Here is a 26,484-nt window from a genome sequence, read left to right as displayed (position 1 = left end):
CCCCGCGCCATCCGGTTGCGGGGGTTTCTTGTTTCTGGCGGGATAAAGGGGCCAGCCCCTTCTTGGCCTACGGCCAATTCCTGGGCTCCGCGCGTTCGCGGCTGAAATCGTCCACTGGACGATTTCTTTTTCACCGCTCACACCGCCGGGATATTTTTAGCCAAATGAAGGACGGATCAGGCTTTGAGTTGGCTGTCCGTGTGATCGGTGATCGTGGCGGTTACGATCTGACCTTCGGGTTGCGGCGTATCGAAGGTGACTTCGGTAAACTGTTCCGTGCGGCCCATATGTGGGTTTTCCGTCAGGATGTGATGGGCTTTGCCCAATTGTGCGGTCAGGTGTTTTGCGACCTGTGCGTCTCCGACCGCGCGCAGGCGCGCGGCGCGGGCTTTGATGATGGTGCCGTTGATCTGCTGCGGGATGCGCGCGGCCGGGGTGCCTTCGCGTTTGGAATAGGGAAAGACGTGCAACCAGGTCAGGTCGCACTCGGTCACCAGTTTTAGCGAGTTTTCGAAATGGGTGTCTGTTTCGGTGGGGAAGCCCGCGATGATATCCGCGCCAAAGGTCATGTCTGGGCGCAGTTTGCGGGCCTCTTCGGTGAAGCGGATGGCGTCGTCGCGCAGGTGGCGGCGTTTCATCCGTTTCAGGATCAGGTCATCGCCATGTTGCAGCGACAGGTGCAGGTGGGGCATAAGGCGCGGTTCGGTCGCGATGGCCTGCATCAGGTTTTCGTCCACCTCGATCGAGTCGATCGAACTGATCCGCAGGCGCGGCAGGTCCGGCACCAGTTTGAGGATGCGCATCACCAGATCGCCCAGCTTGGGCTGTGCGGGCAGATCAGCGCCCCATGAGGTCAGGTCGACACCCGTCAGCACTACCTCGTTATAGCCCCGGTCCACCAGCCGCTTGATCTGGTCCACCACCACGCCCGCAGGGACGCTGCGCGAGTTTCCACGGCCATAGGGGATGATGCAGAAGGTACAGCGGTGGTCACAGCCGTTTTGAACCTGCACATAAGCGCGGGATCGGGTGCCGAAGCCATCGATCAGATGGCCTGCGGTCTCGGTCACGGACATGATGTCATCGACCTGCACCGCCTCGGTTTGGCCGATGAAATCAGCGGCCATACCTTTCCAGGTGTCAGGCTGCATTTTCTCGGTATTGCCGATGACCGCGTCGACCTCGTCCATTTTGGCAAAGGTGTCGGGCTCGGTCTGGGCGGCGCAGCCAGTCACGATCAGACGCGCATCGGGGTTCTCGCGACGCAGCTTGCGGATTTCCTGCCGGGCTTTACGCACGGCCTCGGCCGTAACGGCGCAGGTGTTCACCACCACCGCGTTCGACAGGCCCGCCTGCTGCGACAGTTCCTTCATCGCCTCGGTTTCATAGGCGTTCAGGCGGCAGCCCAGAGTGGTGAATTTGGGTGCGCTCATCCCAGCGACCTCAGAAATTCGGGGGTCAGCGTGCCCGAGAAGACATGGGCCGTGGGGCCGGTCATCCAGACGCCATCCTCGCGCCAGTCGATCCAGATCGTGCCGCCATCCAGCTCAATCTGCACCTTGCGCCCGGTCAGGCCACGCCGGGCCGCCGCCACCGCTGTGGCACAGGAGGACGAGCCCGAGGCCAGTGTGATGCCTACGCCACGCTCCCACACGCGCATCCGGATGTGATCGGGGCCGATGATCTGCGCCACCTGAACGTTTGTACGTTCGGGACAAAGCGGGTGGTATTCGTAGCGCGATCCGAATTCCTCCAGCGGGATGGCCTCGGCATCGTCCACAAAGAATGTGCAGTGCGGATTGCCCATTCCAGTCGCCGAGGGTGCGCCTTCGATCGGCAGTTCCAGCGTATCAACTTCTTCAGCCAGTGGAATCTCATGCCACTCCAGCTGCGGCGGGCCCATGTTGACCGAGGTCAGCCCGTCCCCCGCATCGCGCGCAAAAAGCGTACCGCGTTCCGTTGTCAGGGTCAGTTCGGGCTTGCCGGATTCCTCCATCAGGAACCGCGCAATGCAGCGCGTGGCATTGCCACACGCGGCCGAGGTCGACCCGTCCGCGTTGTAAAACACCAGATGCGCGTCCGATTCACCGTTTTCGATCACGGCCAGCTGATCGAACCCGACTCCGAACTGACGGTGACCGATTCCCTTTGCCAGAGCGGGCGTCAGGTCAATGCTTTGCGCACGCGCATCCACAATGACAAAGTCATTGCCCAGCCCGTGCATCTTCATGAAGGGCAAACCCGAGGTCAGTATTCGTTGCATGGCGGGCATATAACCCTGCCTTTGAAATGAATCCACCCTATCGCGCAGATTCCTGAAAAAAGGGGTTGACCCCCCTGCGTCCCCTGCCTAATTAGGCCGCCTATCGGGTCGCCGGAGCGTAAGAAATTACAGGCGAAACGAGGCGTGAAATAAGGACTTGCACCCGATCGGGAAAATGCCTTAGAGAGCGCCACGGATCGAAAGATCCAGACAAAAGAGTGGGCCGTTAGCTCAGTTGGTAGAGCAACTGACTTTTAATCAGTGGGTCGCAGGTTCGAATCCTGCACGGCTCACCACTTTTTCGAATAAACACAAGCTGTTGATTGGTTGCATAAAGGTGACCATACATTCTTACTTGGTTTCCGAAAGCAATACGGAAGCATAGTGACACCGATTGAACTGTACCCAACGAACCACAGCGAGAACGCCGTAGCAAAGGGTCTAAATTTCGAACCCTTCACGGATCACTGCTTTGTCGGAAAAGCGATATCCTTTTGGGAAAGGACCTCAGACACGAGAGCGACGCAGCCCGGCAAAGACCGAAGTCAAGGGTATGGGTAGTCCATATCGCTTTCACTGGGCAGCGGGAGCTTGGAAACTATCGGGACTATGGGTAGGCGCCTAGATGGAATAACTCGATTTTCGTACCCGTCCTGCGGCAAACGACGGCCGAGTTGCGAGAGAACTGCAAATGTGCCAAGTTTTCCGAGTAAGGTTTTACCGACAAGGAAGCTACGTTCTTTAGCGGGAACGACAGACCAGCCAATGGTCAAAAGCTTTAGGTGTCTGTTAGCAAGCAAGACGGCAGTTTTGAAACTACGGTTTGTTACTCTGTTTTAGACTGGAATTCCATTGTGTTAAAAGAATTCGCCAAGCAAGTACTGCAGGTTTCTCCGAAGATACCGCTTTTTATCCTCGATCGGCTAATTAAAGAATCGCAGCCACCCGAGAAACGCGCAAAAGTCGTATTCTCGGTCCTGACAAAGGCTGGGCCACTCGCCAACGGAAAGGTTTCGGCGTTCGAGTTCCTTCCGACGTTCTGTGACACTTTGCGAAGGAATGGGTTCGCAACCGAATGGGCGTCAAATGTTGCCGAATTGGATGCGTCTCTGAACGATGAAGTGCCGGTTTTTCTGGTCCACCTATTTGGTGAAGACCATAGCGATATTTTCAGTGCGGAGGTGCTGGATCTCGAGAAGAAAGCCGTCGCGACATTCAATACCGCCGAGGCTGGCCAGTTGTTGGCGGACAAGTTGGCGTCGCACAAGGCATTTGTGGATGCTGGCATCCCGGTTCCGACGCTCAGGGAAACCGGGGGCTTCGTCAGAAGTCGTTTCGGGACGGCTTTACCGACCGAGATTCAAGAGGGAACCGAGGCATTACCTGCTGAGGATGAACGGCGCATATTCACTGACTTCGTGGACACGCGGATCGAGTACGACGGCCGACTGTTCTACACGACCGTCAGAATCGTTTGCATCGACGGCACGATCCTTCATTCATATCCAAGGGCCCGCGATGCGAAGGAAGAGAACCCTAGCGTGCATGCCAAAGATACCCCCCTTGAACCCGCTTTGGTCGAATACCTGAACGACGTTCTGGTCGTCCCAAATGCTGAGGCATTCGAAGGCATAGCGCGGAACCTACACCATGTTCTTGGCCACGGTTTTTTCGCGCATGATTTGGTAATCGATAATGTTTCAGGTGAAATCTTTGTTTGTGAAGGGGGGTTTAAGTTCGACGACCCTTCCTACTGGCGTCATATGAAGCGCATTTCCTCTGATTTACCCAGTCAAGCTGTCCTGTTTCCAATTCAAAACTTTGCAAAACATTCGTCGGAAACATTTTGTCGACGCTGCCTGTCTATTCTTGAAAAAACCCCGGTCAAAGCGGCGTCGGCAGCAGGCTTAGGGTCCAATTGACAGGGCAGACAGACGCGGAGCGCACCGAGCCATTGATCACGAGGCGAGTGACGCATGGTTCGGATGGTTTTGAGGAAGCACACCCCCGAACCCGGTGGTACTTTTGACTATTCTTTGGACACTCCTTTGGAATGCGCCGTGTTCAATCAGCCACTGAATACTCAGGTAAATCGAATCGTTTATGTGAATCACGATTCCAGTTTATCCTTTGATCAAGTGCTTGTGAGCAAAGCGCCTTGGTTTGCGCAAGGCCCAGTCTGACTAAAGTCTGCCACTTGCTATCCACTGGCGCAAAGATCGAACTGTTAGTTGTTTTATTGGTTGTATGTAAATGATCATTGTCGATACCCTTCTCAAGAACCGTGCTGCCGAGAATAACCCAGTCCGGATCGGTGTATTTGGCGCCGGGTTCATGGGGCGCGGTCTGGTCAATCAGGTTGTGCGATATACCCCCGGTATGCATGTCGGCGTCCTGTGTAACCGCACTGTTTCCGCCGCGCGGCAGGCATTGCTGGATGCCGGCGTTCCCCCCAGTGATATCGTCGAAGCTGAAACTGTCGCTGCCGCTGACATAGCTGTCGAACAGGGCAAGTCCGTGATCACCGCAGACCCTTTGGTGGCCTGTGCGATGTCACAGGTCGATGTATTGATCGAAGCAACTGGCCATGTGGAATACGGCGCTCGGGTCACGACAGCTGCGATTGAGAACAGCAAACACATGGTTCTGATGAATGCCGAGTTGGACAGCACGGTCGGACCTCTGCTTAAGCAAATGGCAGATCAGGCGGGCGTTATTCTGACCGGATGTGATGGCGATCAGCCGGGCGTTCAGATCAACCTGCTTCGATTTGTGGAAAGCATCGGTCTGATCCCTCGGGTTTGCGGCAACATCAAGGGCTTGCAGGATCGTTACCGCAATCCGACCACGCAGGAGGGTTTCGCCAAGCAATGGGGGCAAACCCCGCACATGGTCACCTCGTTCGCGGATGGCACCAAGATCAGCTTCGAGCAGGCAATCGTGGCCAATGCGACCGGGTTCAAAGTGGCGCAACGTGGCATGATCGGGATTGAGCACAAAGGTCATGTGGACGAGTTGACCGGGGCCTATGATCTTGACCAGATCCGCGCATTAGGCGGGATCGTTGAGTATGTGGTCGGTAGTCAGCCCAGCCCCGGCGTGTACGTCTTTGCCGAGGCGCAGGACGATATGCAGCGCCACTATCTGAACTATGGCAAACTGGGGCAGAACGACCTTTACAGCTTTTACGTGCCCTACCACCTGACGATTTTTGAGGTGCCGCTGTCCGCCGCGCGTGTGGCTTTGGCCCAGGATACCGTGATTGCGCCTATCGCCGGTCCGGTCGTGGATGTAATCACCTGCGCCAAGACCGACCTGAAAGCAGGGGCCAAACTGGATGGTCTGGGTGGATACATGACCTATGGCATGTGCGAAAACTATGACGTGGTGCGGTCGCAGAACCTGCTACCGATCGGTCTGGCCGAGAACGCAACGCTAAAGCGCGATATTTCGAAAGATGCCGTCCTGACATATGACGATGTCGATCTGCCAACCGATAGCCTCACGGTCAAACTGCGCCAGCAACAAGACGAAATGTTCCCTGTTACCAGTCCTTAACTTTAAAGAGAAAACTCTCGTGAAAACTGCTCAAGATGTTGTTTCTGCTGATTTAGACTATATCGCCCGCAAGATCGGACCCGAGTTTCAGGCCATGTCGGGTCAAAACCTTCTGATCCTCGGAGGCGCAGGGTTTCTGGGATTTTACCTTGTCCAATCCGTCCTGCATTGGAACAAGCTGTCCGGCCAAAAGCCGATCTCGTTGACCGTTTTCGACAACTATATCCGCGGCGTTCCCGATTGGCTGAAAGCGATCGAAGGTGATGCCAACCTGACCTTGGCCACGCATGACATCACGAACCCCCTGCCGGATGATATGGGCGATTATGACTTTATCATCCACGCGGCCTCGATCGCGTCACCGATCTACTATCGCCAACACCCGCTCGAGACGATGGACGCGAATGTTGGTGGCCTGAGGTATATGTTGGAATATGCTTTGAAACAGGCCCAAAAGGGCAAGCCGATCAAAGGGTTCCTGTTCTACTCGACCTCCGAGATTTACGGCGATCCGACTCCCGAAAACATACCCACACCCGAGACGTATCGGGGCAATGTGTCCTGCACCGGCCCGCGCGCCTGTTACGACGAATCCAAGCGGTATGGAGAAACGTTGTGCGTCGTGTTCGCGCAACAGCACGACCTGCCGATCACGATCGCGCGGCCCTTCAACAATTATGGGCCGGGGCTTAAGATCTCGGACCGGCGGGTTTTGCCGGATTTCGCCCGCGATATCTTTGCGGGACGCGATATCGTAATGCTCAGCGATGGCGCGCCAACCCGGACGTTTTGCTACGTCGCCGATGCGGTCTGTGGCTATTACAAGATCATGCTGAACGGAAAACCGGGTGAGGCCTATAATATCGGGATCGAAGAACCCGAGATTTCGATGGCCAATCTGGCCGAGCGTGTCACCGCGATTGCCAAGGATGAATTCGGGTATTCCGGCAAGGTCGTGTTTCAGGTCTCGGACGACAAGGATTATCTGGTCGACAACCCAAACCGCCGGTGTCCGGTGATCGCCAAGGCCCGCACCGAAATCGGATATGACCCCGAGATCGGCGTGGATGAGGGCCTGCGGCGTGCGCTGCTCTGGTACAGTGGCAATCAAGAGGCAGAGGATAAGTGATGCGCGTCTCGGTTATCGGAACAGGGTATGTCGGGCTGGTTTCAGGCGCTTGTCTTGCGGGCAAAGGGCACGATGTGGTTTGCGTGGACACGGTTCAGCAAAAAATCGACCAGATCAACGCCTGTACCCCGCCCATACACGAAGACGGACTGGCCGAGCTGTTGCGCGAAACTGTTGGCAAGACCCTGCGCGGAACAACAGACCTGCGCGAAGCGGTGCTCAACTCAGACATTTCACTGATCGCGGTTGGAACGCCGTTCGACGGCAGTGAAATTGATCTCAAATACATCCGCGACGTGTCCCGTCAGATTGGCGAGGTGTTAAAAGACAAAGACGCCTACCATGTCGTGGTGGTCAAAAGCACGGTGGTGCCCGGCACGACGGACACGGTGGTCACGCCCATTCTTGAGGAAGCCTCTGGCAAAAAAGCAGGCCAGGATTTCGGCACCGGTATGAACCCCGAGTTTCTGAAAGAGGGTGAAGCGATTGCCGATTTCATGCATCCCGACCGGATCGTGATCGGCGGCAATGACAGTCGCGCAATCGCCGTGATGGATGAGCTTTATTCTGTTTTCCCCGGCGTCGACATCGTGCGGACAAACCCGGCGACAGCGGAAATGATCAAATATACAGCCAACTCTTTGTTGGCGACGTTGATTTCCTTCTCGAATGAGATCGGAAATCTCTGTGCCAAGGTCGGTGTCGACGTTGTCGAAGCGATGGAGGGGATGCATCTGGACAAGCGGTTCACGCCGATCCTGCCGGAAAACGCGGAAAGGGTCTGGCCGGGGTTCATAACCTATCTGGCTGCGGGTTGCGGCTTTGGCGGAAGTTGCTTTCCAAAGGATGTAAAAGCGTTGATTGCCTATGGCGAAAATGCAGGTGCACCCATGCCTCTGCTGAATGCGGTGATCCAGACGAACACCAAACAGCCGCATCAGATGATGGACCGGCTCAGATCGCATATTCCGGCTTTGGCCGGGCGGCGCGTTACTGTTCTGGGCGTGGCCTTCAAGCCGGGTACGGATGATATCCGCGAAAGCCCTGCTTTGACCATTATCAGCGAGTTGTTGGCAGATGAGGCTGTTGTGACCGCTTATGATCCAATTGCCCGGCATGAGGCCGAAGCACTGTTCGGGGACAGGATTACCTATGAGGACGATCTGAAACAGGCTCTAAATGGGGCAGATGCAGTCATGATCGTCACGCGTTGGCCCGAGTTTTCCGAGCTTCCCATGCTGTTGAACGGTCAAGCGGTACAGCCTTTGGTGATCGACGGGCGCCGGATGATACCCAAGGACAGCGTTTCTCGGTACGAAGGTATCGGTCTGCAGACTGCGGTTTCCTAGCCAAAGGCAACGGAAGGAAAAGGGGACAACGATGATCTTTCAGGAAACACCTCTGTCCGGTGCCTATCTGATCGAGTTGGAGCGGCGCGGCGATGATCGCGGCTTCTTTGCCCGGACGTTCTGCGCGCAAGAGTTCGCAGCGCAGGATCTTGTTACCAATTTCGTGCAGGGGAACATGAGCCTCAGCCGTGATGCAGGGACTTTGCGCGGTCTGCATTTCCAACACGCCCCGGCGCAAGAGACCAAGCTGATCCGATGTGTTGCGGGCGCGTTGTTCGATGTAATTGTTGATATTCGCCCTAGTTCCAAGACCTATCTGCAGAGTTTCAGCGCTGAATTGAGCGCACAGAACGGACTTGCCATGTATGTGCCCAAGGGCTTTGCGCACGGCTTTCAAACGTTGCAACCAGACTCAGTCGCCAGTTACATGGTTGACGAGTATTACTCGCCGCACGATGAGGGCGGGTTTCGGTACGACGACCCAGCGCTTAGTATAATGTGGCCGCATGAAGTGACTGAGATTTCAGCCAAGGACACAAGCTGGCCGCTGATCGAAAACGACTGATACGCGGAGCGTGTTCTCAGGCGAAGGCGATTCCTGAAAGCGATCAATCGAATCGGTTTTCAAGCGATAGTTTCCAAAAAGTTAACAATCAGTTTCCATTCGAGGAGTGGACACAATTTTGCCACAATGTCATTCTTCTCGTGTGGGCGGCAAGTTTGATTTTAGCACGTTCTGGTTTTTTGACTGGTTTTGAGGGGGTACTGAGTGCGACCTGCCGCCCCACGACTTCACCACAGAAATAGGACGGATCAAGTGGCCGCCAAGGCATTCGGCCCAAGTGTCAGTTCCTGTTGCGTTGCACCTAGTTTCCCCGCGATATCTGAAAGGTGCTGACGACGTTTTAGCATACCGTCGGGCTCGGGCAGGTTAAGGTGGTCCAACACTTGCGCCCAACGATGCATCCAGTCGTGTTTTTGCAGGCCGTGCGCAAAATTGATCCTGCGAATCCGATCCTGTTCGGCGGGATCATCCCAAAGGGCCACGATCCTTTCCAAGGCTTCATCGGGGTCTTCGGGCAATCTGATGACCGAGTCGGGCCAGTCGAAGAACCGATGATAGTCCTCCATATCCGGGGCGTATCCGACCTGAATAGCACCGCCTGCAAAGCCCTCAATGTGTCGCGGGCCCCAGGCGATATTGCCTGCTTTTTGATCTGCATGGCCCAGCTTGGCGATATCCACCATGAACAGCTTTGAGTGCTGAATCAGATTCGCCAGCAAATCGCGATGCACCGTATGATCGCCGGTGATCGGGGGTTTGGTGATGGAATCGTAGATGTAAAAGCCCCGTCTCTGCTTGATCGCAGCAAGCAGGTTCTGGTGCAATTCGGCGCGGCGTCTGCCCATGGAATACATGTCGACCGGCCGATCGACGTTCAGCGAGTCGGGCGCGAACCGGACCATATCCGCGGCGGCGGGCATCTGGATGACGGGGGTGTCGGTCAGATCCTGAATCATGCCGCAGGTTTCGGCAAAGGCGCAGGCGATCAGGTCGAATTGCGAGAGGGACTTGATCAGCGGAGTGTATAGACCGATATCGCCACTCCAAACCTCTTCCAGTACACAGACTGCCGTGTCGCACTGGTCGCGCCAGTTCGGTACCGCATCCAGTACCAATAGCTCATCAGGTCTTTGCACATTGCAAAGAAAAAGATCGTAATCCTTGGTCAAGCGAGATTGCGGCACACCAGAGGGCCAGTGCTGGAAAAGGTCCGTCCGTTTGGACAGCCATCGCTTGGGATTCAACGGAATGCGAGGTTGTCTGGTACGGGTCGGTGTCAGAACATGCGCGTCCTCGATCTCGGCAACGACATCCTCAAACTCATAGCCCGAGCATCGAGAGATATTTGCGTTGAGTTTGCGTTGCGAGAATATCAATACCTCGCGTCGCACCGGTGCGGAAACTGCGGAACTGGTCACACTTTTACTCCTTACACACAACGCACGCCTGGACCTGATCCAAGCTTGACGCCTTGTCACAACGCCTTTCTGACAGACGGTCTATGCCCGGCCCGAATGGCGGTTTGTGTCACAGGGACTTGTATCGCACCCAGTCGCCGGGATTGCCGCCTCGGCCGATTCCGGGGCGGTGTTTTCCGTTGCCATCTTCTGTGGCCTGGGGTGCGTTACCGTTCGCGTTTTCCCAGGTCGCCCAGGGCCGGTTGCCGCTTTTCCACATATCTTCAAGGCGACGTTTGTCGGCAAGGTGATCCATGCAATACCAAAAGCCGGAATGGCGATAGGCCATCAGTTGGCCCAATTCCATTAGCTTGGGCAGAGGGCCTTCTTCCCACATGATTTCGTCGCCATTGACGTCTGCCACTGCGTCGAACACCTCGGGTTCCAGAACGAAAAACCCGCCATTGATCCAGTCAGCAGCGGTTTCGGGTTTTTCCATGAAGCCTTCGACCAAGCCATCTTCTCGGACCTGCAAATGGCCGAACGTCGTCAGGGGTCGTACCATGGTGATCGTGGCCAGTTTGCCATGTGACCTGTGAAAGGCCAGCAACGCATCAAGGTCGACGTTGGACACGCCGTCGCCATAGGTCAGCATGAAAGTTTCGTTGCCCAGATAAGGCTGCAGTCGGGCAAGGCGCCCGCCGGTCATGGTATTGGTCCCAGTATCAATAAGATCAACCGTCCAGGGCGGCATCTGCGCGTCCAGCACACTGTTGTGATACTCGGGCTCGCCGAACAATTCGCGTTTGGCAAAATCCACTCGGAGGTTTCCGTCGTGCTGGCACAGATCGGATATATACTGCTTGATCAGATCGCCCATATACCCAAGGGCCAAGACAAAATCGTGATGCCCATAGGTCGAGTAGTGCTGCATGATATGCCAAAGGATCGGCCGGTTGGCGATTTCAACCAGAGGCTTGGGGCGGATGCGGGTTTCTTCGATCAGGCGGGATCCTTTGCCACCTGCAAATATTGCTGTCTTCAATTGGGCCTCCCCAAAAGTTCCTAAGATTAGAAAAAGACTCGAATTTTCAATATTCAAAGTCGACAACACTTGGCGGGTTGATGTCAATCTTCCCGCAAGATCAAAGCGCGTTTGCGAAAGCAGTTTTTGGAAACATTGCGCAAAATATGCAGTATTATTTCCTTAACGGAAACACCTGAGCGAATTTATTGCTGGGTTGAAGCTTGACCAGTGCGCACTGTTTTAACGATCAAGTTCATCTTGGTCGCATAGGCCACGAAAAACATCCAAGTGGCGGAGAGCCTCTCCAGAATAAAACTTTCAGTTATGTTGCCAAAGACGAACATCATCCCAAGAATTAGGGTGAAGGCGATCGAGTCGCGGTTCTGGATGAACCACAGGCTGTAGAAAATCGCATAGAAGAACCGCATGAGCGCAAGAAAAAACAAAGCAACGCCGACAAATCCGACATTCAGGAAAGTTTCAATCAGGCCATTGTGGGAATAGAAAGGCTGAAACACCAGCTTTATGAAGTAAATGCGTAAGTGCGGTGCGTCTTCGTACCAATGCGCGACATAGCCGTATCCCAGCCAAAACCTGTCCATCGCGTAAGGCCACACGACTTCCCACAGCGGAATACGGTCCGAAAGCGTTGGCTTGCGCCCGATCAGCGCGAACAAAGGATCTGCGACAGGCGATGTCAGAACAAATGCAGTCACGCCCACCAAAAACAGCGAGATAAGTATGAAGCAGATGGCCCACATGATTTCGCGATTTGGGAAGAGGCCGCGTAAAAAAAGTGCAGACATCGTCACCACAGCCAGAATCTGAGAGGTTCTGGATTCTGATGCAATAAGCAGAAACAGGGACAGCAATGTTAGCAAAACAAACAGGGTTTTCAGTTTTCCCGTAAGCGTTTTCACTGCATAGGTACAAGACAACAAGGCAGCTGTGGCCGCTGCCCCAAGCCCATTTTTGTGCATATAGATCCCATTCCAAGTGTCCCCCCACGGCGGGATACCCCTTGCTTGCGGGAACACAATGATCGCCCCCATTGCAAGCACCATGGATAAGCCGAAAAATGTCGCAATGAATAAAAGCAACCCTCGCAGCGACATCATACTGCCCAGGGCCAGGCCGAATGCGGTTGTTACGATCAGCGGAATGCTGCGTTCCAGAGACTCGGCGGGGTAGGTGCTCCAAGTTACTGATGCTGCAGCAAGGATCACCATCAACACGATCTCGGGTGATGCGACGGCCCCGCGGAGCAGATGCCGATAGTAGAGGCACGTGATTGCAAGCATCGGCGCCAGAGATAGGATTTCGATTTTATTCGCCAGCGAGTTTTGCCACAGCACGATGGACAAAAGCCCAGTTCCCGTCAGAACGAACAGAACCTGGCACACCATTAACACAACCTGATGGAATGTGCTCCCATCCAGGGTCTGGCTCGAAATTGTGCGGTATGTTGCTTTCATAGGGTCAAGGCACGATTCAGGGTTCTGATTAAAAGAGCCTATAAGCTCCAATAGACGGCTCAGGCCCGGAAAGCGTACTAACCACCCTACGCCTTGTCTATCTTCGTGAACTCAATCGAAACGGGTCGGTCCCGAGAACGCTCGTGCAAGTCTGGGTCAGAGCCCACTTTGCCTGTCCGAGCCAGGCGGAAAGTTGACAGGTCAAAAGGAGGGCTCCATCCTTGCTGCAATTCCAGCGCAGTTGTTTATGAGTCGTGTAAGTGCCTGATCACGGCAGTTAGGTTCTAATGAGTTTCAAAGAGGCGACCACAGGGTGCCGGTCTCGATGACCTGGTTCTTTGTTCCCAGAATCCTGTCCGCAGTTTTTGTGGTGGCGATCCTAGTCGTAATTACCCGTGTTTTGGGGCCGGCAGATTTTGCCAGGTACAATCTGACAATGTTACTGGGGACTATCCTGTTCTCGTTTACGTTTCTCTGGCTGGTTATTGCGATCAGCCGATTTCACCATGCTAAGGAATTCAAAGGTACCACGATTGCAATGACCTTGGGCGCGGGCGCGATCTTGTCGGTCATGGTATTGGTCGTTTCCGTAATTGCTTCCTTGATTTTGCCCGGAGCATGGGTGGACGGGCTGTTTTACGCTGCGATCTTCAGCGTCAGTCTGGCAATGCACGAAGTGGGAACAACGTGCCTTCGGCTGTATCACGAAGGCCCGAAATTCGCTGCGGTGACACTGCTGCGTCATGCGCTTGGCGTGGCCTTCGCGATCGGGTTTGTGCTGAGTGGCGGGGGGTACAAAAGCGCGGTGATCGGGATGTCACTGGGGGCTGCGCTGACGGGTGCCTATGCGCTGGGTATCGCGTTAAAGAAGTCTGGTATCGCCTGGCCACAGCTCAGCGCAATAAAAACCTACCTGTGGTTCGGTTTTCCGCTGGCCGTGGTTGCGTCAAGCTCAACGTTTTTCGCGATGTCGTCGCAATCTCTTTTGGCTGCGTTGGCCGGGTTAGAGGTTGCCGGATATTTCGCCGCTGCGCAGGCACTGGCTACACGAACCTTGGGGCTACTGATGAGCACCATAATGCGCGTTGTCGCGCCCTCTGTCTTTGAAATGCAGGAAAAGCATGGCACCGCAAGCTCGAACGCTTATCTGGAGCGTTACTTTTCGTTCCTGATGCTGGTGTCGATTCCCCTTGCTGCGGCGCTGATCTGCGCTCCTGAGGTATTGGCCAGTCTTCTGTTCGAGGCTGATTTTGTCGATAATTCTTCAGAATACCTGCGGATATTGACGCTTGGTTCATTTATTTTCGGGCTTCAGGGTGCCTATATCAGCTTTTCCTTCACGCGGGCGAAACGGACGGGGTTGCAACTGACAATAACCTGCTGTGCCCTGATTGCGCATGTGATCCTGTCTTACTTAATTATCGAACTCTTGGGCGCGCGCGGCGCCGCTCTTGCCTTTGCACTTAGCGCCCTCCTGAGTTTTCTGGCCTATCAGTATTTCGGCCGCAAAATTGATCCGGTCACTGTGCCAGCGTCTGAAATCTACAAGGCTATTGCCGGGATCGCTGCCTTTGTTCCGCTGGGGCTATTGGCCAACTCGTCATCAGGCTTGCCGGTTCAACTTGGCTTGTTGACTCTTGCCGCAGTGGCGATGTTTGCCACTCTTGTGGCGGTAAAACAAACCGCCGCTCTTGTTGTCGTTGCAAAAATCAGGCGCGGGCTGAACTTCGGCGAATTTCCCTCTTTGAAATAGCGTATTATTAACAGCTTCTTAACGAATACCTGCAAAGCTCAATAATAATAGGTGGCACAATTTTGCCTAATGACGCTGCGTATTTTGGTTTTTCGTGCCGGATGAGTCGTTGTTCCAGAGATATGATGGTAATATGACACCAGCTTCAAAATTATGTGTCAAAGCATAACGAATGGATTCACTGACCTATATTGGTGAGTGGATGCCCCAAAAAACGCACATTTGAGGCGCATGATAGGCAGAGTAAAAATACGCGAAACACCAAGAGCAAGAGCTTAGAGAACAATGCTAGCAGTCTACTTACTGGCAGGTCCGTTGATCGCCGCAATGTGTTTTGTGGCATTTCTTATTTCCGGAACGACCATTGGATCAGCTGCGTTGACCAGCTTGTTCATCGGATGCTGTGCTCCGGTTCTAATCGCGGGTCTTAATTTTGCATTCAACGTAAAGTTGCGTGAAAAATTCACACGTAAAGTGCCGATGAAAACTGAAAACTCTTCTGGTCGCAATGCCTGACGGCGTGTTGTAAGATGAGTTAATCTTTCTCTTCGCGCAAAAAATTCTACATCGTCCTGCGAACAGTCAGCGCCTGGAATTTGCGGAAAATTCAGGCAGCTGAGCCTATCCGCTTTGTCAATTAATAACAAAAAAGTTGTTTCGCCCCGTCAGAAGTGCGATCATCCCTTGGGGCTACAATTCTGACCACGTTTTTTTAGTGAGTCGGGAGAATATAATGGGTGGGTAAACGCGCAACTGTGCGCGCAACCTCGGATCTATTGAGCGAAAATTAGGTTTGCTGGGACGTCGTGAGCCATTTGGGTTCTGGGCGTTTCTCGGGTGCATTTTGTTTGAAGAATGCTCCGTCGATGTGGCCATTGTCCGAAAGTGCTAGTTTTGGGGGTTACCATGAACCAACTTCGAGGTTCTTTCCAATTAGAAGACGCTGAAATTTATCAGAATAATCAAGCTTCTGTACAGCTTGAGAGTGACAAAGACAGTTTGAAGAGTTTTTATGCCGTAAAAGGGAAGCGCATTCTGGATGTTTTTCTGGTTGTGGTTGGTGCCCCATTTGTCCTTCCGCTGATGTGTTTAATTGCCCTTATGATCAAGCTTGAAGGGGGGTCTGTCATCTATCGGCAAAAGCGCATTGGATTGGGTGGTAGGGAATTCGACTTTTTGAAGTTTCGCTCGATGGTGCCTAACGCCGATCAGCTTCTTCAGAAACATTTAGACGATAATCCCAGCTTTGCGTCCGAATGGGAAACAAAGCAAAAGTTGGACGACGACCCAAGGGTGACGAAACTCGGGCGATTTATCCGCATGACCTCCTTGGATGAACTGCCTCAGCTATGGAATGTTTTGATTGGTGACATGAGCCTTGTTGGACCACGTCCCATGCTGCCTGAACAGCAGAAGATGTATCCTGGGAAAGAGTACAATCTGATGAAGCCGGGCATTACCGGACTCTGGCAGGTTTCCGAACGCAACGACGTTGGTTTCTCGCATCGCGCGATTTTTGACAGCGACTATTCGCGGAAGATCAGCCTTTGGTTTGACCTTAAGATACTGGTTCGAACCGTAGGGGCGGTTTGCAACGGTACCGGCTGCTGACTGCGGCGTGTCACGGTGTTTTTCGGTAAGAGATATTTTGAAATGAAACGCGACGAAAGAAACGGTGACTGCGGCGTGCAACGGGCGAAAGCCATTCGCTTGCTCTCCGGAGTGATATTGGGCTTGTCCCTGAGCCAGTTGGTGGCGACCACAGCAGCCGCAGATTTTGATCTTGAGCCGGGGGACGAAGTGACTGTCGCCTTCACCGGGCTCGAGGATCTGTCCTTTGACGCGACCATAGATGCGCATGGGGATGTCAATTTGAAATGGTTGGGACAGTTTCAAGCTCAGGGCCGGTCCACGGATGAACTTGAACAACTCGTCCGACTGGATGCGGCCGGAAAAATCGTCAAGCAATACGACCAGAACGGCGAGATCTACATTATCCAACTGGACGGCGATGAGATTGAAATCGTGCGCAACGGCTACCGGCCGATTATTGTCGGGGGCGATGTTGCGCAAACCGGTCAGATCGATTTTCGGGTGGCAATAACCGCGCGCGAGGCCGTGGCTTTGGCCGGTGGCGTCCGAAGCCGCCTGCTGACTGACGATATCACCATTGATCCTATTCAATTGCTGCGATGGCAAACCGCTTACGGACAAGCAGCACTAAAACACGCAGAGGGTATTGTTACGGCGTGGCGTGCCTCGTCCGAGATTGCTCAGGACATGGATTTGCTGCCTCCGGTGGAAACTGCGGTTTCGGTATCACCTAAAGTTCTGAGTGAATTGGTGGCCGAGCAAATCAGAATCCGGAAAATCAACCAGGAAAATGAGGCCGGTGAGCGGGAATTTTTCACGAATGCAAAAAAACAGGCTTCTGAAAGAATTCGGATTCTCGAAGAGCAAAAGACCGAATTGGCCAAGGCGCTAAAGGCCGACGAAGAGGAAGAAGCTCGAGTCGTGAGCCTGGTCGAAAAAGGTCTGGCTCCTGGGTCCCGCTTGGCTGATACGCGGCGTACGACCGTTCTTTCAGCGACCCGCCTTTTGGATGTCGAGGAAGACCTCGCGGGCACAAGTCTGATCATGACCCGGCTGATACGGGACCAAGAGCAATACGAACAAGAGCGATCGTTGCGGCTGCTTCAGGAACGAAGGGCAGCCACTTTGGACGTTCGCGACGCGCGGCATCAGATGGACACTATCTCGAAGTATCTTGCGGGCGCCTCGGATGAAATCGGCACTGAAAGCCTGATTATGGATATCGACTACACCGTTACCGTTTTTCGGATGGTAGATGGCCAGTTGCAATCCCGAGAGGTCGACAAGCTGACTCAGTTGCTGCCTGGAGATAGTCTTGAGATCTCGGTCCAGGAAATCGCGCCGGAACCACCGCTGACGGAGTGAACGCGTTCTCTTCCGGCCTTGTGCTGAACCGAAACTGGCTAAACTGTGTCTATCGGCAGGTCGCATTCAAACGCACGACGGCAGACATTCTGCACGCTTAAACCCACCGGCTAACCCGGCTTACGCCAATAGCGGATCGCCATATTTTTTAATTTGCTTCATATCCACGCGAGTTGCGACCAAGGCAGCCGGACGTACCCCTGCATTTTCCAGCTCACGCATTGCCTGCATAACATAGTTTCTGTCAGTCTTGTTCCAGCGCGTGAACAGAATGACACGCTGCGACACCTGAGAAAGATAGGCAGACTCGACGGCCTGCAAAAGTGGTGGCGTGTCCAACAGAATGACCTCGTATGAATCCGCCAACCCATGCAGCAGGTTCAGGAAAGTTTGAGAACACAGAAAATCCTCAACGGACTTGATCAGTTTGGTGTCCTTTTGCGTTCCGACAAGGGGAAGAACATCCAACCCGTCCTGTGGTGTACCAACTATGAAATCCTGCAGAGATAACGGATGGTTGGCAGCGTATTTCAGAGACTCTTCGGTGACTTGAGACAGGTCTCGATAAGTCGATGTTACTGTGTCGCAATCCACGATCAATGTTCGATACCCAGCCTGGGCACCGACAGCACCAAGCAGTAGAAGCGTGGAGGTCTTGCCTTCATCCGCCAGCGCGGTTGCGCCTGAAAAGATCATGCACCCGTTTTCCGGAGCACGATGGTTGCTTTTGATGTCCAGACTCTTCGAAAAAAACTCAGCTGCTTGAGACGTCGACAATTCCCCATCCTGGCGAAGTGTTCGTAAGCCAAAATCGGCGTTCGCCAAAAGCTTGCGCCCGTAGTGAAGAAGCTGGGAATCGATCTTACCGTTCTTTGTAAAAAATGTTTCGAACGGACGGTTCCGTTTTATTTCTGGCACAATCGCCGACAACTTGATGCCAGTGGCGTTTTCAAGCTCGTAAGTCGTTCTCAGGCGTTTTTGGAATATTTCGCGAAGAACAACATATGATAACCCTAGGAAAACAACCGCGAACATGACCATAAGCGCAGTAACCGAGCGCCGTGGTTCGGAAGGTTCAACGGGAACCCGCGCGGTTTCGATAATATGCGCGCCAGCGTCCAGGTACTCTCCTTGCTCTGCACGGCGGCCAAGCTGAGAAACAAAATCCCGATAGATTGCTTCAGCGACCAAAATTTCGTTCTCAATTCTCTTGGTGACTGAATCGTGCTGAACTTGACGGACCTGTTGTTTCTTGAAGTTTTCGATATTGAGATTCAGCGCCGCAAGTTGCCCTGTCAGAACGTCAGATCTGCGTTCTGCAGCATTTTGGGCATCTTCGAGCACCGCAACGCTTTCCTTAGAGTCGAGCGCCTTGCCCGGAACTTGGGACATCAGCCCGGTCTCTGTCGCGAACTCGACCGCCTCAATCAGTTGATCATTGCTTTTCAGGAAACGCAGGGTCTTTAACTTCCCGTCGATCTCGAACAGTTCATCACCAACCAGAGCTGCGCGTTTTTCGGCCTTAATTCTCTGCGCCTTGATTGTCGCGTATTCGTCCGGAGTGAAGGGGGTATCAATCGAGTGCGCCTCGAGATCCGAGCTGAGCGTGTTCAGGTCCTCGCGTATTTGACCGATCCGGGTGGCAAGCCATTGCTGCGATTGCACAAGGTCGTCGCGCTTCATTCTGGTCAAAAGCGTCATATACTCATTGGCCAAACTGTTTGCGATTAACGCCGCTTTTTGCGGAGATTCCGAGGTTACCCGAATTTCGTAAACCGCCGAAAGATCGCCAATCTGTTCGATACTTCTTGAGTCTTGCAGGTTTTTTATGGTGGTTTCTCGCGTCAGGTCCAGTTCTGGCTGACCTTCACCGCCGGTCGTCAGATTGTTGTCTTCTTCAACAAGGTAGGCGACCAGCTGGTCTTTCAGCCCTCGAGCCAGATCAATCGGAGACAACGAAGTAGCTTCGTCTTGCCCGGAAAACTCTGGGTCGTTCTGCAACTTCAACCGGTCAACGACAGTTTCTATCAAGTCAGTCGAGCGCAATAAGACCAGTTCGCTTTCAAGGGAAGTTAGCGACAACGGCAAACCGGATACTTGCGGTGTGAATTCAGTTTCCGTCTGAACGCGGGTTTCGATCATTACCTTGGCGTTCGACGTATATTTTGAAACCGACAGATACGTCAGGGCATAGGCCACAACTGCCGCCACAAAGCCTAAGCATAGTACCCAAAACAAAGAACGCCGGATTGCCCAGGCAATGTTTGACAGGACCCTAAGTTCCGGGTCGCCTGCCGAGGTCTGTCCCAGTCCTGATAGTTCCGCATCCAAACTTCTTCGGTACTGATCGGTCATAACTCACAAACAAACTAAATATCTATATTTAGAAACATAAGCCGAGAGGGGGGCATTCAACAGAAAAATCTGCAATTGCGCGAACAATAGGCTAAAATTTTAACTAATGATGCTAAAAGTCGGGATAACGTGATAAGAATAGTCTTAACTTAGGTTAATTCGCCCGCAATCCGGGATTCACCGCCAAATTTAATAGTAAGAATCACTACGCCTGCTAACCTTACGCCGTACCTAGTATCTACCTTTGTTTTTAGGGACGACTGATTATGAGTAAACATGCCGAAATGCGTTTGCCGCATATTTTGGTGGGTGGAATGCCTGTCGCAGTTGCAAGTGACGAAGAACTCACGTCAGCCATGGTTGAAGACGTGAAGCAACGCAGGTCAGGGCAGCTGGGCCGCGCGTTGACGGTATTTTCGTCCAATGCGCATGCAATTTCCGCGTATTCCACGGATGAACGGTTCACAAAGGTCATGAACTCTGCCGATATCGTTCATGCGGACGGCCAGATTATTGTCTGGGCCTCCAAGTTCATTAAGGGCCAACCCAGAATCCCCGAACGAACTGCGACCACTGACTTTATTCATTCGGCGGCAATAGTCGCCGTGAAGAATGATCTTAGTTTTTATTTGTTGGGCGGCGTCGAAGAAATAAACCGCGACTGTACTGAAAAACTCAAGGATTTGTATCCCGGTTTGAAAATTGCCGGACGGCGCAATGGGTACTTCGATGAAAGCGAAGAAGATGCCATTATCGAAGATATCAATGCGAGCGGCGCGGATATTCTTTGGGTTGGGTTGGGTAAGCCGAAAGAGCAATACTTCGCTGCGCGCATTGCTCCAAAGTTGGAAAACTGCGCTTGGATTGTGACCTGTGGCGGGTGTTATCACTACATAGTTGGTGATTACGCTCGGGCGCCTTTGTGGATGCAAAAGTCGGGGCTGGAATGGCTGCACCGAATTGCAACTGGTCCGCGATACCTGATCAAAAGGTATGTGCACACCATTCCGCACGCGCTGAGTATTGTGCTCAGAAAAGACATATCCCGGCGATTGCGACGGCAATAACACACACCGCCGGCGTATAACGTATTTCAAGTCGTCGGGCGGGTTCTGTTGATGAGTTGGAAGGTGTTTTAAAGTGGCGAAAGTCGGATTTATTGGCATTGGCGCGCAAAAAGCCGCGACAACATGGCTGCATCATGTCCTCGCGGAACACCCGGACGTGGTAACCAGCGAAACGAAAGAGCTGAACTTTTTCACCGCAAATTATGACCGAGGGTACACGTGGTACGAATCCTGTTTCGACGACAATTCTGAGGGCCGTATCAGGGGTGAGTGTTCGCCCACCTATTTTTTCAGTCGCGATGCAGCTCAGAGGGCACGTTCCTACAACAAAGATCTCAAACTGATCTGTATTTTGCGTGATCCGATCGAGCGGGCGTTTTCGAACCATATGCACGAAATACGCAAGGGCCACATTGATCCGGCAACTTCGTTCGAGACCGCATGGGCGCAAAACCCTGCCTATGCGCTTCAAAGTCACTACAAGGCCAATCTGGAAAGTTGGCTTGCCCATTTTGATCGAGATGCGCTGCTGTTGCTGTTCTCCGAGGATATTTCCGCCGATCCTCGTGGCACCTATGACAAAGTTTGCGACCACCTTGGCGTCGCGGCCGAGGCCAACCCCGTGTCCCTGGGAGCCCGCCACCACGAAAGCATCACGTATAGGATGCCCGGGGTGCAAAAAACACTTCGATATGGCGGCGATACAATCCGTTCGTTGGGCATGCCGGGTCTGGTAAGTTCCCTGAAGGAATTGCCGGGTTTGAAACAGGCGCTGTCGATGAACAGGCAGCACCTGAAAACCAAAGTGGCACCGCCGACGCCGGAAACACGGCAACGCCTGGCAAATCAGTTCACGCCGGACATGGAATATGTGGCCCAACAAGCTGGTCGGGATGCCTTGCCGTGGCCGACATGGCGGGACGTGTTTGCTGACTGTTCCGAATCCCAAGGGTGAGTCATGGGGTTCTTCCAACCAGTTGGGGCGATTGAAAATGCGCGCTGAGGTTCAGCAAGACCCCGTTCTGCATGTCGCGATTTGCATTGCGACTTATCGGCGACCGCACGGGCTGAAAATGCTGATCGAAAGCCTGAATGCGCAGGATCTGGAGGGTTGGAATGTCCGGATCACGCTGGTCATCGCGGACAACGCGCCCGATGAAACGGCACAATCCCAGGTGGGCGACATACAGGGGCTTAGCCCATGGCCGGTGATCTACGTGATCGAGCACGAGCGCGGCATTGTTTCGGCGCGCAACCGGACTCTGGCTGAGGCCCCATATGATGCAAGGTATTTCGCTTTTCTGGACGATGACGAAACGGCCTCTCCTACTTGGTTGGCGCGCATGCTTGATGTGATTGAAACACCCGAGACGGTTGCTGTGCAGGGCGCAGTCCAGCCCAAATACCGGAAACAACCGCCAGATTGGGTGGACGCATTAGGGCTGTTTCAAATGGGGCCTTATGAACATCGGGCTCAGTTACCTTCTGCTGCAACGAACAACTCGATCGCGGATGCTGCGGTCATTCGGGCGCATGGCCTGCGGTTCGACATGCGCTTCAACACGACCGGAGGCGAGGATGAAGAGTTCTTTTCGCGGTTAAAGCAAACGGGCGGCACGATCCGAGCTGCAGCCGATGCACTGGTTTGGGATGATGTCCCGGAAAACAGGACCACCATGCGTTGGCTAAGCCGACGTTGGTTCCGCAAGGGCAATACATTGGGGCGCATCGCGTTGATCCGGCGTCAGGGGGTGGTTCTACGGATGGTCAAAGGCGTCGGGGCCATCGGGTGGGGGGCAGCCTTGTGCCTGTGTTTGGGTTTCGGCTCCAGAGCAAGGATGTACCGGGGTGTTCTTGAAGTCTGTCGTGGTGCGGGAATGCTGGCGGCGATGGCGCGATTAACCTTTTCCGAATATAGCGCGGCGGCCGTTCAGGTCGATCGCATAGGGGGGCGTTGACATGCAGCAGGCAAACCCGGTGTTTTCGGTGGTTATTCCCGCACGCAACATGGAACGTTTCATCGAAGAAACGTTTCAAAGCCTTGTTGGCCAGACCTTCGCAGATTTCGAGGTTCTTTGTATTGACGACGGCTCGTCCGACGGAACACGTGGCATCATCGAAGAGTTTGCCGGTCGCGACCCGCGTTTCATTCCCGTTGTCGGGCCGGCCAAGGGTGTCAGCGCCGCACGAAACTTGGGTCTAAGTCTGGCGCGTGGTGTCTACGTGTTATTCCTGGATGCGGATGATCTGCTGCACGCTGATGGGCTGCTGTTTTACAAGGACGCTCTCGAAGGTTCTGACGCAATCGGTGCGCTGGCGGGCGTCCAGCGTATTAATGTCGATGGTGAACATCTGCGCGGTGCCGATAACAGGACGCTGGTACCGGACGGAGAACAACTGCCTGCCTTGTTGAAAAAGAACTTCGTCGTAAACGGAGGCGCGCTTGCCCTGCGCACCGAGGTTGCACGGCTGTCCGGAGGATATGACGAAGACCTGACCGCCGGGGAAGATTGGGAATTCTGGTGCCGTGTCTTGCTGCATGGCCAATTCAGCGTGATCCGAGGCCCGGCTTTGTTGTATTACCGTCAGGTCGCAAACGGGGCGAATTTCAAAACGCGCAGTTCGCTGTTTGTGCAGCAGGTGCCGTGCGTCAAGAAGATTGCGGTTAATCCTGAGATGCAAAAAGAATTCGGTGCGCGTCTGCGGTTTCTTTTACGTGCGCGGCACATAGATGCGTTTTGGTCGGGTGTCCGAAATCAGTACCTGTATGGGCGCAAACCCGTCGCCTTGTTCGAAGGCTTGTGTGGCGTGATCATGTACCCGGACAGCTTGTTTCGCCCGAAATTGATCTGGCGCTTCGTTCGCAGTTTGGATCGAAGGGTGTAAGATAGGCGAATGATCAGAAGGGGGCAAATGATCAATGGCTTTGTCTCGGCGTATGTTTTTGTTGCAAAGCACCTGTTTGGCAGGGCTTTTGTCGATTGGTGTCGCGCCGGTTCATGCTCAGGCGCGACAGCATGTGACAGAAGATAGTGTTGGATTTATTGGCGCAAGTATTATCCAGCTCACTCTTGTTGATACCAAATTGGCAGCACCTGAATCTGTTGAAGTGGCCGCTACTGACCGAGTCGTATGGTCGCCGGACCCAACAAAGGATTTCGGTTCGGTCGGGAAGCTGAATGGTCGTTCAGGGAACTTCTCGGGGAATGAGAGTGCGACCATGCCTCAACTTTTCACAAGTTGGGCCAAAGTCGAGAAGGGCAGCCGCTTGGGCGGGTTTCGTCTGGGCAAAGAAGACCATCAAAAGCACGCTTTGGCTGATGAGGCTGATCAGTGGCAAGTGACCGTCGACGGTACAGCCGTGCAGGTGAAAGCGCTGTACCGCAAATCGACACCTGTTCAGACGATGGCAGTCGCAAACGGACGTTTCGAAAGCACGAAAAGGCATGTTGTAACCTTCGAACTGGATCAAGACATTCCCGACGGTGCGGTCGTTGCCATCAAGGGGCCGTCTGTAAAAAGGATCGAACAGCGCCGAGAAAAAAACCCATTCAGCGAAGCGATCCACGTTTGTCATGCCGGATATCCTCTGACCGGGCCAAAGAAGGCATATGTCGGTGCGTGGTGGGGGCAGGACCAGAACGGCCGGGCCGGAAACACGGATGGCGCAGTATCGGAGGACACGGTTTGGCGCCTTACGTCCACCCAAGACGGGGCCGAAGCGATGTCAGGTCGTTTGCGACTTGTGAAACCTGGGGCCGAGCCGCATCGGAAAGACCTTAATTTCAATGGCTGCGATATCTACGAAGCAGATTTTTCTGACCTGAATCTCGAGGGAGATTTTCATCTTCATGTCGACGGGTTGGGTCGGTCCTTTCCCTTCCCTGTATCACTCGCACCTTACGACAAAGCCCTGCGACTGGCTGCCCGCTGGTACTATTACCAGAGATCCGGTTGTGAAATTGCGGAACCATTCGGCGAGGGGATATCGCGGCCGCGCGACGGTCACCCCGACGATGGGCTCAGAATATGGCAAACGGACGTGAAACTGGGCGTTACAAGTGAGGGCTACGGAAAAGCGCGTGTTTTTGAATTGCTGTCCGAGTATGTGCAGGGGGCAGGAGGTACCGACGCCGCGCCCGAACTGTCGACGATGTCGACCAATCCAAATGCATGGGGTGGATGGCATGATGCGGGTGACTGGGATCGCCGCGTGCAGCACATGGATGTGGTTTTTCACATGGCCGAACTTGTCGAGGCTCATGATCACTGCCGGACTCTGGACCTGAACCTGCCTGAAAGCGGCAAACCTTTCGCGCATCCGGCCGTGAAGGCCAAAAAGAACGCGCAGGATATCGGAGATGGTCAAACCGTCCTGCCTGATCTGATCCACGAGGCACTTTGGGGCGCGTCTTTGTGGCGTCGCACACAGCACGAGGATGGTGCGATCATAGGCGGCGTCGAGTATTCCAGAAGCGGGATATTTGGATCGGTTTCATGGAACCCGGTACAGAAAATCTATGCCTATGGACCCGAGGTCTGGGCCGCTTATCGGTTCGTCTTCGGCGCAGCCAAGCTGGGGCATGTGATCAAGAACACCTGCGCAGACCTGGTGCTGGGCGATGCGATCATTGCCGAAGCTCTGTTGGCGTGGAATTGGGCGGAACAGCAACCTGTGCCGGACATGAACGAAGCTGATGAGACGGCCGTTTTGTCGAAAAGCAGGGTCGCCGAGGCCCGTGTCGCTGCCGCGGCGGCTTTGTATCGGGCGACCGGTAACAAACAGGCGCGCGCTGCGTTTGAAGCTCATAACCCGTTTGCCCCGCAGGCTGATACGCCTGCGGACGGCGTTCGATTGGGTGTCTATCCCTACAGCAATACCGAATATATGAAAGCCGCCAAAGAAGGCAGGCCCGTAAACAGCAAGGTGTATTCCGCGATCGGTCGCTGGTTAAAATCGCGCGCTTTAAAAGGCGAAAGAATGGGGCGGGATTTCGGGTTGCACACGACGGCCACGTACCCTTGGGGCCGGGGTTGGATGCGATTTGGTCCCGGCTCGAACTGGAGAGCCGGACAGTTCGCCATGTACGGTGCGTTGGTAGAGGACGTGCCGCAGGATTTGCTGGACAAGGCTGCGGAAGGCATGTGGTTCGGGCTGGGCTGCAATCCCGCCAATGTCAGTTTTGTGCAAGGTATGGGGCATCGCGATTTTTCGGACCCTTTGATGACCGACCGGCGTGGAACGGCCACGATTCCCGGCCAGATCAGCTTTGGAGTAGCCGGAGGCAAGATGCACAAATGGGAGCAGAGAAAGACACAAGGGTCGATTTACCCTTCTCTCCAGGATGACTGGCCGATTTACAATCAGATCTTCGAAAGTCGCAGTATCGCCGTGACAGCGGAACATGACATGAAGGCGAACGCGATGGAATGGTTGGTCGCCTGTGCATTCGCAACGCGTCGACCCTCTGATGAGGCGTCGGGAAATGGTGACACTACAACCGAATAGGCGCAGGACTGCCACGAAATTCACAAAGCCGTCTGCTACTCTTTTACCGGCTTGCGGTGTTCGCTATGTGTAGCGGATC

The 26,484-nt window shown here is 54.0% G+C and carries 20 protein-coding genes and 1 tRNA gene; 14 read left to right on the top strand and 7 right to left on the bottom strand.

Annotated elements, in window-relative coordinates:
• Positions 1-176 precede the first annotated feature (176 nt).
• Positions 177-1,433, bottom strand: a complete 1,257-nt coding sequence (gene mtaB / locus J7380_RS11200; protein WP_209195823.1) for a tRNA (N(6)-L-threonylcarbamoyladenosine(37)-C(2))-methylthiotransferase MtaB — start codon at positions 1,431-1,433, stop codon at positions 177-179.
• Entirely contained in the window at positions 1,430-2,272 is an 843-nt protein-coding gene (gene dapF / locus J7380_RS11195; RefSeq protein WP_209195822.1) for a diaminopimelate epimerase, read from the bottom strand. The genes mtaB and dapF overlap by 4 nt, the downstream gene beginning before the upstream one ends.
• A 211-nt stretch (positions 2,273-2,483) precedes the next feature.
• Between dapF and J7380_RS11190 the strand changes: the two genes are divergently transcribed.
• The 6 genes from J7380_RS11190 to rfbC all read left to right on the top strand — a co-directional run bounded on the left by J7380_RS11190 (position 2,484) and on the right by rfbC (position 8,864).
• Positions 2,484-2,559, top strand: a tRNA-Lys gene (locus J7380_RS11190).
• A gap of 486 nt (positions 2,560-3,045) precedes the next feature.
• Positions 3,046-4,185, top strand: coding sequence for a hypothetical protein (locus tag J7380_RS11185; RefSeq protein ID WP_209195821.1), 1,140 nt, complete (start codon positions 3,046-3,048; stop codon positions 4,183-4,185).
• Positions 4,186-4,516: 331 nt separating this feature from the next.
• Positions 4,517-5,821 (top strand): NAD(P)-dependent oxidoreductase, encoded by a 1,305-nt coding sequence (locus J7380_RS11180; protein ID WP_209195820.1) that lies wholly within the window; start codon positions 4,517-4,519, stop codon positions 5,819-5,821.
• Positions 5,822-5,840: 19 nt separating this feature from the next.
• Positions 5,841-6,950, top strand: coding sequence for an NAD-dependent epimerase/dehydratase family protein (locus tag J7380_RS11175; protein ID WP_209195819.1), 1,110 nt, complete (start codon positions 5,841-5,843; stop codon positions 6,948-6,950).
• Positions 6,950-8,299 (top strand): UDP-glucose/GDP-mannose dehydrogenase family protein, encoded by a 1,350-nt coding sequence (locus J7380_RS11170; RefSeq protein WP_209195818.1) that lies wholly within the window; start codon positions 6,950-6,952, stop codon positions 8,297-8,299. The genes J7380_RS11175 and J7380_RS11170 overlap by 1 nt, the downstream gene beginning before the upstream one ends.
• A 31-nt stretch (positions 8,300-8,330) precedes the next feature.
• Positions 8,331-8,864, top strand: a complete 534-nt coding sequence (gene rfbC, locus J7380_RS11165) for a dTDP-4-dehydrorhamnose 3,5-epimerase (protein ID WP_209195817.1) — start codon at positions 8,331-8,333, stop codon at positions 8,862-8,864.
• 248 nt (positions 8,865-9,112) lie between these two features.
• On the opposite strand, the gene J7380_RS20585 is transcribed toward rfbC, so the two are convergent.
• The 3 genes from J7380_RS20585 to J7380_RS11150 all read right to left on the bottom strand — a co-directional run bounded on the left by J7380_RS20585 (position 9,113) and on the right by J7380_RS11150 (position 12,643).
• Positions 9,113-10,282, bottom strand: a complete 1,170-nt coding sequence (locus J7380_RS20585; RefSeq protein WP_209195816.1) for a glycosyltransferase — start codon at positions 10,280-10,282, stop codon at positions 9,113-9,115.
• A 109-nt stretch (positions 10,283-10,391) separates the two neighbouring features.
• Complete coding sequence (gene rfbF, locus J7380_RS11155) at positions 10,392-11,306, bottom strand: glucose-1-phosphate cytidylyltransferase (RefSeq protein ID WP_170355784.1); 915 nt, start codon at positions 11,304-11,306, stop codon at positions 10,392-10,394.
• A gap of 185 nt (positions 11,307-11,491) precedes the next feature.
• On the bottom strand, positions 11,492-12,643 hold the full coding sequence (locus J7380_RS11150; protein WP_348539097.1) for an O-antigen ligase family protein: 1,152 nt from the start codon (positions 12,641-12,643) through the stop codon (positions 11,492-11,494).
• A gap of 445 nt (positions 12,644-13,088) precedes the next feature.
• Here J7380_RS11150 and J7380_RS11145 point away from each other — a divergent pair, with 445 nt between their 5' ends.
• A complete protein-coding gene (locus tag J7380_RS11145) occupies positions 13,089-14,516 on the top strand; it encodes an oligosaccharide flippase family protein (protein WP_209195814.1) in 1,428 nt (475 codons plus the stop codon).
• 296 nt (positions 14,517-14,812) lie between these two features.
• Here J7380_RS11145 and J7380_RS11140 read toward each other — a convergent pair whose 3' ends face one another.
• Entirely contained in the window at positions 14,813-15,163 is a 351-nt protein-coding gene (locus J7380_RS11140; RefSeq protein WP_209195813.1) for a hypothetical protein, read from the bottom strand.
• Between the two features lie 259 nt (positions 15,164-15,422).
• Between J7380_RS11140 and J7380_RS11135 the strand changes: the two genes are divergently transcribed.
• Both J7380_RS11135 and J7380_RS11130 read left to right on the top strand, forming a co-directional pair.
• Positions 15,423-16,127, top strand: coding sequence for a sugar transferase (locus J7380_RS11135; RefSeq protein WP_209195812.1), 705 nt, complete (start codon positions 15,423-15,425; stop codon positions 16,125-16,127).
• Between the two features lie 42 nt (positions 16,128-16,169).
• The gene (locus tag J7380_RS11130) at positions 16,170-17,474 is read left to right on the top strand and encodes a polysaccharide biosynthesis/export family protein (protein ID WP_209195811.1); all 1,305 of its coding nucleotides are present in this window, start codon (positions 16,170-16,172) and stop codon (positions 17,472-17,474) included.
• A 120-nt stretch (positions 17,475-17,594) separates the two neighbouring features.
• Here the strand turns inward: J7380_RS11130 and J7380_RS11125 are convergent, their stop codons facing one another.
• On the bottom strand, positions 17,595-19,829 hold the full coding sequence (locus tag J7380_RS11125; protein WP_209195810.1) for an AAA family ATPase: 2,235 nt from the start codon (positions 19,827-19,829) through the stop codon (positions 17,595-17,597).
• Positions 19,830-20,113: 284 nt separating this feature from the next.
• On the opposite strand from J7380_RS11125, the gene J7380_RS11120 reads away from it, so the two are divergent.
• From J7380_RS11120 to J7380_RS11100, 5 genes are all read left to right on the top strand, one after another.
• Positions 20,114-20,896 (top strand): WecB/TagA/CpsF family glycosyltransferase, encoded by a 783-nt coding sequence (locus J7380_RS11120; RefSeq protein ID WP_209195809.1) that lies wholly within the window; start codon positions 20,114-20,116, stop codon positions 20,894-20,896.
• 73 nt (positions 20,897-20,969) lie between these two features.
• A complete protein-coding gene (locus tag J7380_RS11115) occupies positions 20,970-21,851 on the top strand; it encodes a sulfotransferase (RefSeq protein ID WP_209195808.1) in 882 nt (293 codons plus the stop codon).
• A gap of 37 nt (positions 21,852-21,888) precedes the next feature.
• On the top strand, positions 21,889-22,854 hold the full coding sequence (locus J7380_RS11110) for a glycosyltransferase family 2 protein (RefSeq protein ID WP_209195807.1): 966 nt from the start codon (positions 21,889-21,891) through the stop codon (positions 22,852-22,854).
• Position 22,855: 1 nt separating this feature from the next.
• Entirely contained in the window at positions 22,856-23,782 is a 927-nt protein-coding gene (locus J7380_RS11105) for a glycosyltransferase family A protein (RefSeq protein ID WP_209195806.1), read from the top strand.
• Between the two features lie 334 nt (positions 23,783-24,116).
• Positions 24,117-26,405, top strand: coding sequence for a glycoside hydrolase family 9 protein (locus J7380_RS11100; RefSeq protein ID WP_209195805.1), 2,289 nt, complete (start codon positions 24,117-24,119; stop codon positions 26,403-26,405).
• The last annotated feature ends 79 nt before the right edge of the window (positions 26,406-26,484 follow it).

The organism is Ruegeria sp. R8_1 (assembly GCF_017743815.1).
GTDB lineage: Bacteria > Pseudomonadota > Alphaproteobacteria > Rhodobacterales > Rhodobacteraceae > Ruegeria > Ruegeria lacuscaerulensis_A.
This window is presented reverse-complemented; position numbering and strand designations above follow the sequence as displayed.

Bases quoted from the DNA above. Each gene is read 5' to 3' on its own strand.
- mtaB (WP_209195823.1), bottom strand. From the start codon at position 1,433: ATGAGCGCACCCAAATTCACCACTCTGGGCTGCCGCCTGAACGCCTAT.
- dapF (WP_209195822.1), bottom strand. From the start codon at position 2,272: ATGCCCGCCATGCAACGAATACTGACCTCGGGTTTGCCCTTCATGAAG.
- J7380_RS11180 (WP_209195820.1), top strand. From the start codon at position 4,517: ATGATCATTGTCGATACCCTTCTCAAGAACCGTGCTGCCGAGAATAAC.
- J7380_RS11170 (WP_209195818.1), top strand. From the start codon at position 6,950: ATGCGCGTCTCGGTTATCGGAACAGGGTATGTCGGGCTGGTTTCAGGC.
- rfbC (WP_209195817.1), top strand. From the start codon at position 8,331: ATGATCTTTCAGGAAACACCTCTGTCCGGTGCCTATCTGATCGAGTTG.
- J7380_RS11145 (WP_209195814.1), top strand. From the start codon at position 13,089: ATGACCTGGTTCTTTGTTCCCAGAATCCTGTCCGCAGTTTTTGTGGTG.
- J7380_RS11135 (WP_209195812.1), top strand. From the start codon at position 15,423: ATGAACCAACTTCGAGGTTCTTTCCAATTAGAAGACGCTGAAATTTAT.
- J7380_RS11130 (WP_209195811.1), top strand. From the start codon at position 16,170: ATGAAACGCGACGAAAGAAACGGTGACTGCGGCGTGCAACGGGCGAAA.
- J7380_RS11125 (WP_209195810.1), bottom strand. From the start codon at position 19,829: ATGACCGATCAGTACCGAAGAAGTTTGGATGCGGAACTATCAGGACTG.
- J7380_RS11120 (WP_209195809.1), top strand. From the start codon at position 20,114: ATGCGTTTGCCGCATATTTTGGTGGGTGGAATGCCTGTCGCAGTTGCA.
- J7380_RS11110 (WP_209195807.1), top strand. From the start codon at position 21,889: ATGCGCGCTGAGGTTCAGCAAGACCCCGTTCTGCATGTCGCGATTTGC.
- J7380_RS11105 (WP_209195806.1), top strand. From the start codon at position 22,856: ATGCAGCAGGCAAACCCGGTGTTTTCGGTGGTTATTCCCGCACGCAAC.
- J7380_RS11100 (WP_209195805.1), top strand. From the start codon at position 24,117: ATGCCTCAACTTTTCACAAGTTGGGCCAAAGTCGAGAAGGGCAGCCGC.